Consider the following 11370-nt stretch of genomic DNA (forward strand, 5'->3'; position numbering starts at 1 on the left):
ACGTGACGCCCGCCGACGCCTACTTCGGCAGGGCACCGGCCATCATCAAACAGCGCGAAAGGATCAAACGACAGACCATCCAATATCGGCGCTTGCAGCACCGAAAGCTCGCCGCCTAATATCAATCCCCAGACGAGGCCCGCTCTCCACTAATTTACGCCGCGATCTGCGCCAAATGTTCTGACGACGGACACTGTCAAAAGTCGTGGCATTATTACACTGCCAAACCCCAACCGTTTCGATGCCCTGTCGGCAGGTGGTAATGGTGACGGTGTAGTACAAGTGTCGGAAATCCAGACCGCTTGCAACAATGTGGTCGTTGGTCAGCCGGGATCAAATTTCTGTTCTTTGTCTGCCGCAAGGCAGGCCGAGTTCGCGGCGGCGCATACCGGTCAAGATATCGTTGATGATCGTGACATAACCTTCGATCACTGGCTGCCCAGCTTCAATGCGAAGCTCGATGTTGGCGGTGGCCTGTTGTTCCGCTTTGCTGTTTCAAAGGGCATTTCGCGCCCCGATCTGGCGCTATTCCGTGCTGGCGGTGTTATTGCTGACAACACCGCAGATCTATTGGCCGATGGCACGCTGGCAACTGGACCACTTTTCCAGCTTTCCACAGGCAACCGCAATGTCCAGGCGACCCAATCCTGGAATTACGACCTTTCGGCTGAATGGTATTTCGACGATGTCGGTTCGATCACAGTCTCTGCGTTCCTGAAGGACATCAAAGGGATCGTCAGCAGCGGTGTCAATGTCGTTGACTACCCGTCGGCCAATGGAGACATTCCGGTCGAGGTCAACGGACCAAGCAACGAATTGGGAGGAACGCTGAAAGGTGCTGAAATCAGCTATCAGCAGACGTACGATTTCCTTCCGGGAATATTGAGTGGGCTCGGCTCGCAATTGACTTACACCTATGTCGATGCGGGCGATTTCTCCAACCCCGACCTTGTTGGAAACCGCGGTACTTTTGCTTCGCTGCAACCCCTTCAGGGCGTTTCAAAGCACACGGTTAATGCGACTGTGTTCTACGAAAAGGGTCCGCTGGCATTGCGTGCGGCTTATAATTGGCGTTCGGATTTCCTGATTACTCCGCGCGACGATATCTTCCCGTTCTCGCCGATATGGCAGGAATCGACAGGCCAACTTGACGCGTCGATCTTCTATTCGGTGACTGACAATATCAAGCTGGGCGTCCAAGGTGTGAACCTGCTCGATGCGGTAACGCGAACTTCTCAGGTTGTCGATTTCGACGGTACGCGCCTGACCCGTTCGGCATTCCGCAATGACCGGCGCTTCACCTTCATGGCACGTTTCGACTTCTAAACGCACATCCCAGTGCAACCTTGAGGCGGGCCTTGGTCTTTTGACCCGGGCCCGCTTTTCTTTGCAGCCTTTCCGGTCTGCATTGCTGGTTGATGCTTGCATCATATTCCGTAGGGAGGATTTACCATGTCACCTGTCAGAACTTTGGCCCTGATCTCATATGCTTCGGTGGGTGTGACACAGTCAGTGCCTGTCCTTGCCAATTCGCAAGGCGACGGATGGGAACTGGTCTGGTCAGACGAATTTGACGGTAACCAGCTGGACCGCAGCAAGTGGAAACCGGAAATGTCGTGCTGGGGCGGGGGCAATAACGAACGCCAATGCTATACCGACCGGTCGAAGAATATCCGTGTCGCCAATGGCAAATTGCACCTAATCGCGCATAAGGAAAAGTTTCGCGGCCCTGATCGCCCGCCGGAAATTGCGTCAAACCCCAACCCGAAAAAGGTTCAGCCCTTCACATCCGGGAAAATCCGCACATTGGGGCTTTCCAGCTGGAAATATGGCAAGATCGAATTCCGGGCCAAGCCGCCCAAGGGGCAGGGAACCTGGCCTGCCGTCTGGATGATGCCCTCGGAAAACTTCTATGGCAGTTGGCCGCGATCAGGCGAAATCGACATATTGGAAGGCGTCAATCTGGGCGCGACTTGCCTGCAATGCGAAGGCAATGTGGGCGAAAACCGAATGATCAGCGCGGTGCATTTCGGGGACTATGCGCCAAAAAACAAGGTCCGCGATACAAGGGTTGCACTACCTTCGCACGCGCTGCCCTCGGACGACTTCCATGTATGGACGCTGGAATGGGGCGAGGGACTGATGCGTTTCTACCTCGATGGCCGGAAATATTGGGAGCTGACCGAAAAAGACTGGAACAGCGCTTCGCCAAAGGCCAAGGGAAATCCCGTTGCGCCGTTCGACCAGCCCTTTTACATCATGGCCAATCTGGCCATTGGCGGCAAATTGTCCGAAGATAATAATGACAAAGGGGTTGCTGACAATGTGACGCCAGCGGTATTTGCAATCGATTGGATCCGAATTTATCAATGCTCGACCGATCGGGAGACGGGGTTGGCCTGCATGAACGGCGGCGAAAGGGACGAATAGGAATGGCCAGGCGCCGCCAGGCAGTTACGATCAAGCATGTTGCGGCCGATGCAGGGGTGTCCCTGCAAACGGTGAGCCGTGTCATCAACAATGAGCCGAATGTGCGTCCAGCGATGAAGGCAAAGGTCCAGGCTTCGATCGACAAGCTTGGTTATGTCCCCTCGATTGCAGCACAGCGGATGAGCGGATCGCGCTCCTACCTAATCCTGGCGATAAACGATCGGGACCGCACAATTGCCGATTGGCAGGCACGGCAGGGCACCGACTGGGTAGACCAGATGTTGCTCGGCGGTATGCTGAAGGCGGCGGAGCATGGCTATCGCATGATTTTCGAACTGGTCGATACGCACAGCGACCATGTCGAGCGCGAACTAGGGGCAACGATTGCCGCACTCCAGCCCGATGGCGTGATATTGACGCCGCCACACTCGGAAAATCCATTGATTACCGGCCTCTTGGTTGATCGCAAAATTCCCTTTGCCCGTATTGGCTCGAAAGAACCGGGGCCGGGCATCGCGATGATCATGGATGATGAAGGTTCTGCCCGACTGGCGACCGAACATTTGATTAAGCTCGGGCATCGCCGGATTGGCTTCATCGCAGGGTCGGAAGAATATAGCCTGTCGAACTGGCGCATCGACGGTTGGCGCGCAGCGATGAACGATGCGGGTCTGCCTCAGGACGAATTGTGCGTTCGCGGCGATTTCAGCTATGAAAGTGGTGTCGCGGCGACCGAAAAGCTGCTGGCGCTGGATGAACCGCCGACCGCTATCATTGCCAGCAATGACCAGATGACTTTGGCTGCTCTCGATACCGCCAAAAAGAAAGGGCTTTCGGTTCCCTATGACCTTTCCTTGCTCAGTTTTGACAACACCCCGGTTGCCCGCTTTACATCGCCGCATCTCACCGCAGTTGATCAGCCGATTGCGGCTACCTTTTCCAAGGCGGTCGAATTGCTGATTTTGAATGGGAATATTCCCGAAGAGCCGCAACCCGTGGTCATAGCCGGTAGCCTGATCGAACGCGGCAGCACGGCAGCGCCGGGCAGCGATGCCGCAGGATAGTCGGCCCGCGACTGCACGCCAATCGACGCGTTTTCTGTATCTTTATGCTTTGGCCGTAGCAGGCGGATCGATTGCCTATATACCGTTGCTGACAATCCTTTTGCCCCTGCATGTTGCCGCGACAGCCGGGGAAAGCGCTCTGTCCCTTCTGTCTTATATCGCCTTTGCCGGTGCTGTTTCGGCAAGCATTTCAAATATCGGTTTTGGCTGGGCGAGTGACTTCAGTCAATCGCGCCGCCCTTGGATAGCTGCAGGAGTGGTTCTATCCAGTGTCTTGTTGCTCGCCGTCCCGCTTGCAACCCGACCCGGTGCTATAATCGCTCTCATTGTGTGTTGGCAGATTGCTCTCAACATGATGCTCGCACCGCTATCTGCCTGGGCTGGGGATGTTGTGCCTGACGTGCAGAAAGGCATGCTGGGCGGCTTGATGGCTTTGGCACCGGCAATGGGTGCGCTTTCAGGCGCATTGGTGACAATGCAGGGCGTTGTACCGGAAAACCAAAGGCTGCTTTGGGTGGTTATACTGGTTTTGCTATTGGTGGCGCCGGTTCTTCTTTTCGGCCGACCGGTCGATATGCCCCAATTGATGCGCGAACAGCCAGATGACGAGCGGTACCAGACCAGCGAACAACCGAATGGCGCTGTCCGGCGGATGTGGATGGCCCGCTTGCTGGTGCAGATTGCCGAGGCATCACTCTTTGCTTTTCTGCTGATGTGGTTTCGCAGCATTGAACCCGGATTTGCGGAGAACAGGGCCGCCACTATTTTTGCATGCGTGCTGTGTGTTGCCGTGCTCTTTGCTCTCTATGTCGGGCGGTGGTCAGATCGGAACAACCGCCCGATCTTTCCGCTCGTCATCTGTTCGGGAGTTGCAGCTTTCGGCCTCCTGATAATGTCGATTGCGACGGACCTTCCGATCGCGATTGTCGGTTATGTGACTTTTGGCCTGGCCAGCAGCATATTCCTTGCTTTGCATTCCAGCCAGACATTGCGCGTGCTCCCTAAACCGACGCAACGCGGTAGGGATTTGGGGCTTTTTAACCTGACCAATACCGTTCCGTCACTTATCATGCCCTGGCTGACCCTGGCACTGGTGCCAATATACGGATTTGGCGCGCTGTTCGCGTTGTTGGCGGTGCTTGCAGCCATAGCCTGCTGGCTTTTACTGAAAATGCCCGACTGACGTGCCTTTAACGGGCGGGGCAGGGCAACTCCGCTCCACCGGCTTCGACGCGCACCGTTCTGAAGGAGGCAGCAAAACCTGGCGTGGATTCCATTCGTAACGGCAATCCAACGGCGTCAAATTTTGCCCCGGCCTCTGCAAAGCAGCGCAGCGGAATTTTTGTTTGGTCGGCCGTTCCAGTTGCGAGTGACTTGATTGCCGCACTCAAATCGAGCGTTGCGCCATTGAAGGAAAACCGAACGCTCTGTCCGGCATAGCTGTCGATCCGCCAGTCGATTGCCAACACGGCGTTGTCACGAAGCTGCCTTTCCAGATTTACAACGGGGCCGGAAATCGAAAACGCCGCCTTATCGCTCCAACTGAATTGTCGCGCATCTTCCTGAGCCCCTATATCAATCGCGCGCGATGCGATCGCCCCATCCAGCCCGAGATGCCAAGGTGCACGTACTTTGCCACGCAGCATGAAAAGGGTGGCGCCTTCCGATCCAGAAATGTCGATGCCGGGACTTTCGTTGACGCGGCCCAATCGGGATTTGCTCGCATAATTTAGCCCATAGCCGAGCGGGAAAAGGGGCTGTGAAATGGGCGAGCGCGCATCGGCGGGCCAGGCGAAGGGCAGTTTGCCGGTAAAGTCGCGCGCTGCCTTGCCATTGGCTCCAGCGACCAAAACATCGGCCACACCCTGACCCTGCGAACCGGGAAGCCAACCTGCGACAAATGCATCGGCAAGGTTGATCAGCTTGCCGGTGAACAGCGGACGCCCGGAAAGGAATAGCACCACGACACGGATATTTTTCGCTTTGAGCTTTTCAATAAGTTCGATCTCACCCTTTTGCGGCGTAAAGGCGAGGTGGGGAATGTCACCTTCGAATTCCGCGTAAGGTTTTTCACCCATAACAACGATGGCTACGTCCGGTTTTGTCGAGAAGCTGCCATCGGCAACGATTTCGGCCTTTCCGCCATTGGCTGCAACAGCTTCGGTTATGGCTCGTCCGATGGTTTGGCCCTTTGGAAAATCCTCTGCCTTTGTGTCTGTGCCCTGCCAGGTTACTGTCCAGCCTCCGGCCTGCATTGCCATATTGTCCGCGCCGGGCCCGGCAATCAGGACGCGGGCACCCTTGCGGACGGGCAGCGTACCCTTATTGTTTTTGAGGAGCACCAGCGATTTGGCGACTGCTTCGCGGGCCAGCGCAAGATGGGCATCCGCGCCAACCTTGGAGACGTCACCACGCTCGATCAGCTGGTCACCCATCAGCCCCAGCTTGAATTTCACGCGCAAAATGCGGCGGACCGCATCGTCTATGCGCGCTGCAGGAATCCGCCCTTCACGTGCGGCGGCCAAAGTGCTTTCATAAAGCCCTTTCCAGCTGTCAGGCGCCATATACAAATCAAGACCAGCATTGATGGCGGCGGGGCAATCCGTTGCAGAACATCCTGCGACTTGGCCATGGCCATTCCAGTCACCCACAACCAGCCCGTTGAAACCCATTCGGCCTTTGAGGACATCGGACAGCAACGATCGGTTGCCATGGTGTTTGATGCCATTCCAGCTTGAAAAGCTGGCCATTACAGTCAACGCACCTGCGTCGATCGAAACTGGATAGCCTTGGGCATGAACCGCCACCAACTCGGTTTCCGAAATCCGCGCGTCGCCCTGATCGCGACCATCAACGGTGCCGCCGTCGGCCAGGAAGTGTTTCGCGGTAGCGGCAACCCTGTCTGCGGCTAACGGCTTTCCCGCCGCGAGTTCGCCTTGAAGGCCAATTGTCATCGCCTTCGCATAGCCGGCAATCAGGGCAGGATCTGACGAATAGCCTTCATAGCTCCGCCCCCAACGCACATCCTGCGGAGCGGCCAATGTTGGCGCAAAAGTCCACTCTATTCCACTGGCAGCGATTTCAGCTGCAGTTGCAGCACCGATACGCCGGATAAGATCGGGATCACGCGCCGCGCCAAGGCCAATATTGTGGGGGAAAATGGTCGCGCCGGGCAGGTTTGAATGGCCGTGAACCGCGTCGACGCCGAACAATATCGGAATGCCGGCACCGCTCTTGCGGGACACGTCGCGGAAAGCATCAACCAACTGCTTCCACTTGTCGGCGCTGGCACGTTCATCGCCAAAAGGTCCGGAATTTCCGCCTGCCAGTATCGAACCCAGCGGATAACGGTTCAAATCTTCTGGCGTAATCGCGCTGATATCCGCCTGAATCAACTGGCCGACTTTCTGCTCGACCGTCATCTGTGACAGGATGGCATCTATCGATTTTTCAGTGGCAGGTGAGGTGATCTCGGCAGGGCTTGCGGCGGCTGGCCAGACTGTCGGATCGGCAGTGGCCAATGGCGACGGTGCGGTCGCAATTTCGGCAAATGAAATCGAAGGAGCGCACCCGGCCAACAGCAACGCCAGTGCTGATATCGATCTCTTAACCCGCATCAATTTCCTCCCATAATATGCATGTGAACGTTCTCATAACAAGTTCAAAAACGCAAGCGAAAATCAAAACTGTTGGATCGTCGGCGGCTACACTTGACGTGTTCCTCTTTGCCAATACGATTGGACCTAAGGATGAGGAGAGAATTGCGATGACCGAATGGACCTATGCTTCAATGTGGGAATCGATTGCGGCGGCAATCCCCGAAAAACCTGCCATTGTGCAGCAAGATTTGGTCATGAGCTGGCAAGAGTTCGATCGGGCGGCAAACGGTCTGGCTGCCTATCTGGTTGATGGCGGTTTGGGTCGGCAGGCGAAAGTAGCGGTCTATGCGCGCAACTGCCCTGAATATCTGATTGGCACCTATGCGGCGTTCAAGGCGAGCCTTGTGCCGTTCAATGTCAACTATCGCTATGGCAATGAAGAACTGGCCTATTTGTTCGAAAATGGCGATGCGGAGGCGGTGCTGTTTGAAACAGTCTATGCCGAGAAAATCGATGCCATTCGGGATCGGTTACCCGGTGTTAAGCTCTGGATAGCGATCGAGCGTGCCGGTTACCCGGTTCCACAATGGGCGGTGCCCTATTCCGATATTGCACCCGCCGATAGCCCGCCGGAAGGCAATGGCCCTCGAAGCAGCGAAGACCAGATGTTCATCTATACCGGCGGCACGACGGGCATGCCCAAGGCGGTGATGTGGCGGCAGGGTGATCTGATCGGAAAGGGTGGTTATGGTTCCAACCCCTTGCTTGGCATCGGACCTATGGATAGCCCGGACCAGTCGGGTCAGCGCGCGCTGGAGTTTCCCATTCCCGTGCGCATGCTGATCGGGCCGCCATTGATGCATGGAACGGGTCTGCTTTCCGCTTTTGCTGCATTTTCGGCGGGGGGCACTGTGCTGCTCAACCGGCCTGACCATTTCGATGCGGTCGAAAGCTGGAACCTGGCCGAGAAATGGCAGGCGACCTGGATCATCATTGTGGGTCAACCTTTTGCACAGCCGCTGCTCGATGCCCTCGATGCCGATCCGGGCAGGTGGGATCTGAAATCGGTGCTGTTCTTCACCTCATCCGGCGCGATGTGGAATGAGGAGAACAAGCGCGGACTGTTACGGCACATGCCGCAGGCGGCGTTGATGGATGCGTTCAGCTCTTCCGAAGCGCTTGGGCTGGGCACATCGGTTACCACGGCGGCAGAAACCGTGCACACCGCCGAGTTTGCGCTGGGTGAGGACTGTGCTGTCTTTGACGAGGATGGCAATCGCGTTCAGCCAGGTTCCGGCGTTCGCGGTCGCGTTGCGGTGGGCGGTTTTATCCCGGTCGGCTATTATAAGGACCCGGTCAAATCGGCGTCCACTTTCCTGACCATCGAAGGTCAGCGCTGGTCAGTCCCGGGCGACTGGGCGTTGGTGAATGAAGATGGGTCGCTAACCTTGCTCGGCCGGGGATCGCAATGCATCAACACAGGTGGCGAAAAGGTGTTCCCGGAAGAGGTGGAAGAGGCATTGAAGCGGCATCCTGCTGTTGTTGATGCCGCTGTATGCGGTCTGCCCGATCCACGCTTTGGCGAACGCGTCGCGGCTGTTGCTTCGCTCAAACCGGGTGCTGTGATCGACCAGAGGGATTTGATTGACCATGTGCGCGGCGAACTGGCGCACTATAAAGCACCGCGCCACCTTCTGTTCGTCGATACGGTTCCCCGCGCGCCGAATGGAAAAATGGACTACGCCGAAGTGAAGCGTCGAGCAGCCGAGGCTTTTGCAGTCAGTTGAGCCATTGCGCCGTCGGATTGGCTTGAAATTTCACCATAGCCCTGAGCCTGTCGAAGGGCATTTGTCGGCTGGGCGTGCTTCGACAGGCTCAGCACTACGGTTTTAGCAAATGGCCAAACGATAGCTTTAATAATCTAGCTGGCCGACAATCTGCAACACGCGATCAGCCCATTCGGGACGGCAGATTAGCAGGTCTGGCATATAAACGTCCTGCTGGTTGTAGATTAGCGGACTTCCGTCGACACGGCTGACGTGAAGCCCGTGCGCAACGGCAACGGCTGCGGGGGCGCAGCTATCCCATTCATATTGGCCACCGGTGTGGAGGTAAATTTCGGCCTCGCCGCGCACAATGGACATTGCTTTTGCACCTGCGCTGCCCATCGGGACAAGTTCTGCGCCGATCTGTTCGGCCACCGCAACAGCCTCTTTGGCAGGGCGCGTTCGGCTGACGACCATACGCGGTTTTGCCGCCGCTTCCGGAAGTGCAGCGGGCGTGTCGGTTCGTAATATGACACCCAAGCCAGGAAGCCCTACCGCACCGATTTCAGGCTTGCCATCTATGGCGAGGCCGACATGCACCGCCCAATCCGAGCGCGCTTCGCCATATTCGCGCGTGCCGTCGACGGGATCGACAATCCAGACCCGTGATTTATTCAACCGTTCGGGACTGTCCTTTTCCTCTTCGGACAGCAAACCGTCGTCGGGGCGCTGTTGGCGTAGGGCCGCCACGAGAAACTGGTTGGCCGTCTTATCTCCCGCATCGCCCAACTCCTTGCCGGTTATGAGGCCGGAATCGCGGACTTCGAGCAGGAGTCGGCCAGCGATATGGGCCAGATGGGCGGCAAGTTCGGCGTCGGTCATTGACTTACTTTAGCGGCAACAGTTTGCGGATGATATGCTCGGCTGCCTCGGCAGGTGTCATTTCGACCGTGTTGACGCGAATCTCCGGATTTTCCGGTGCCTCATAAGGGCTATCGATACCGGTGAAGTTTTTGAGCTGACCAGATCGCGCCTTCTTATAGAGGCCTTTGACGTCGCGGGCTTCGGCTACTTCTAGCGGAGTATCGACGAAAATCTCGATAAACTCGCCTTCGGGCAACATCTTGCGCACCATGTCGCGCTCAGCGCGGAACGGGCTGATAAAGGCCGTTAGCACGATCAAGCCGGCGTCCGCCATCAGCTTGGCCACTTCGCCAACGCGTCGGATGTTTTCGATGCGGTCGGCCTCGGTAAAGCCCAGGTCGCGATTCAGACCATGACGGACATTATCGCCATCGAGCAAGAAGGTGTGCCTGTTCATGAGGTGAAGCTGCTTTTCAACTTCATTCGCGATTGTCGATTTACCCGAACCCGAAAGCCCAGTGAACCAAAGAACCCGTGGTTTCTGGTTTTTGAGCGAGGAATGGTCTTCGCGGCTTATGTCGGTGGGTTGCCAATGGACATTTTGGGCGCGCCGCAATGAGAAGTGCAACATGCCAGCGCCAACCGTGCGGTTGGTGATCTTATCGATCAAAATGAAGCCGCCGAGAGTCCGGCTGTCCGCATAAGCCTCAAACACGATGGGTTTGTCGGTCGCCAGCTCCGCAACGCCAATCGCATTCAATTCAAGTGTTTTGGCAGCAAGGTGGTCCATCGTATTGACATTGATGGTGTATTTTGGCTGCTGTACTGTTGCGGAAACTGTCTGGGTGCCGAGCTTCAGCCAATAAGACCGACCGACATGCAGCGCATCATCGTCCATCCAGACAATCGTTGCCTCGAACTGGTCCGAGACTTCGGGAGGGTTATCCGCTGTGGCAATCACATTTCCGCGCGAACAATCGACCTCATTTGCAAAGCACAATGTGACCGATTGACCTGCGACGGCCTCATCCAGTTCGCCTTCAAGCGTTACGATTTTCGCGATCGTTGAGGTTTTGCCCCCGGGAAGAACGCGAATGGCATCGCCCGGCTTGACTGACCCCCCAGAAATCAGGCCGGAAAAACCGCGGAAGTCCAGATTGGGGCGATTGACCCATTGGACGGGCAGGCGAAACGGCTTCATCTGGTCGGTTGTGTTATCGATTTCGACCGTTTCCAGATGCTCGATCAGCGGCTTTCCGTCATACCACGGCGTATTCGCACTGTTCGCGGTGATATTGTCACCCTTGAAGCCTGATATAGGCATCGGTGTGAAGTTCTTGATGCCGATTTCCGCTGCAAAAGCGGCATAGTCTGCGACAATGGCATCATATCTGGCTTGATCATAATCGATCAGGTCCATCTTGTTGACGGCCAGCACGATATTTTTGATGCCGATGAGGTTGCACAAATAGCTGTGCCGCCGGGTTTGCACGAGCACGCCCTTGCGCGCGTCGATCAGGATGACGGCAAGATCTGCGGTCGAAGCGCCGGTGAACATGTTGCGGGTATATTGTTCGTGGCCCGGGCAATCGGCGACGATGAACTTGCGCTTTTCGGTCGCGAAGAAGCGGTAGGCGACATCTATGG

At 56.5% G+C, this 11370-nt stretch carries 8 protein-coding genes and 1 pseudogene; 6 read left to right on the forward strand and 3 right to left on the reverse strand.

The features are described from left to right. The 5 genes and pseudogenes from PKC81_RS13235 to PKC81_RS13255 all read left to right on the forward strand — a co-directional run. Positions 1–119: pseudogene (locus tag PKC81_RS13235) on the forward strand (pyruvate, phosphate dikinase); the annotation flags it as partial. Between the two features lie 229 nt (positions 120–348). Continuing rightward, positions 349–1326 (forward strand): TonB-dependent receptor, encoded by a 978-nt coding sequence (locus PKC81_RS13240; RefSeq protein WP_324336850.1) that lies wholly within the window; start codon positions 349–351, stop codon positions 1324–1326. 126 nt (positions 1327–1452) lie between these two features. Then, positions 1453–2430: a glycoside hydrolase family 16 protein gene (locus PKC81_RS13245; RefSeq protein ID WP_324336852.1), complete on the forward strand. Its 978-nt coding sequence runs from the start codon at positions 1453–1455 to the stop codon at positions 2428–2430. A 2-nt stretch (positions 2431–2432) separates the two neighbouring features. Beyond that, the gene (locus PKC81_RS13250; protein ID WP_324336854.1) at positions 2433–3494 is read left to right on the forward strand and encodes a LacI family DNA-binding transcriptional regulator; all 1062 of its coding nucleotides are present in this window, start codon (positions 2433–2435) and stop codon (positions 3492–3494) included. Further along, the gene (locus PKC81_RS13255; RefSeq protein ID WP_324336856.1) at positions 3481–4677 is read left to right on the forward strand and encodes an MFS transporter; all 1197 of its coding nucleotides are present in this window, start codon (positions 3481–3483) and stop codon (positions 4675–4677) included. The genes PKC81_RS13250 and PKC81_RS13255 overlap by 14 nt, the downstream gene beginning before the upstream one ends. Positions 4678–4684: 7 nt before the next feature. Here the strand turns inward: PKC81_RS13255 and PKC81_RS13260 are convergent, their stop codons facing one another. After that, positions 4685–7111 carry a glycoside hydrolase family 3 N-terminal domain-containing protein gene (locus tag PKC81_RS13260; protein ID WP_324336858.1) on the reverse strand — a complete coding sequence of 809 codons (2427 nt, stop codon included), beginning with the start codon at positions 7109–7111 and terminating at the stop codon, positions 4685–4687. Positions 7112–7260: 149 nt separating this feature from the next. Between PKC81_RS13260 and PKC81_RS13265 the strand changes: the two genes are divergently transcribed. After that, positions 7261–8880: an acyl-CoA synthetase gene (locus PKC81_RS13265; RefSeq protein WP_324336860.1), complete on the forward strand. Its 1620-nt coding sequence runs from the start codon at positions 7261–7263 to the stop codon at positions 8878–8880. Positions 8881–9006: 126 nt separating this feature from the next. Here the strand turns inward: PKC81_RS13265 and PKC81_RS13270 are convergent, their stop codons facing one another. Next, complete coding sequence (locus PKC81_RS13270) at positions 9007–9741, reverse strand: 3'(2'),5'-bisphosphate nucleotidase CysQ (protein ID WP_324336862.1); 735 nt, start codon at positions 9739–9741, stop codon at positions 9007–9009. A gap of 4 nt (positions 9742–9745) precedes the next feature. Then, positions 9746–11370: adenylyl-sulfate kinase (gene cysC, locus PKC81_RS13275; protein ID WP_324336864.1), on the reverse strand; the 1625-nt coding region annotated here is incomplete at its 5' end.

Source organism: Sphingorhabdus sp., assembly GCF_035329025.1.
GTDB lineage: Bacteria > Pseudomonadota > Alphaproteobacteria > Sphingomonadales > Sphingomonadaceae > Sphingorhabdus_B.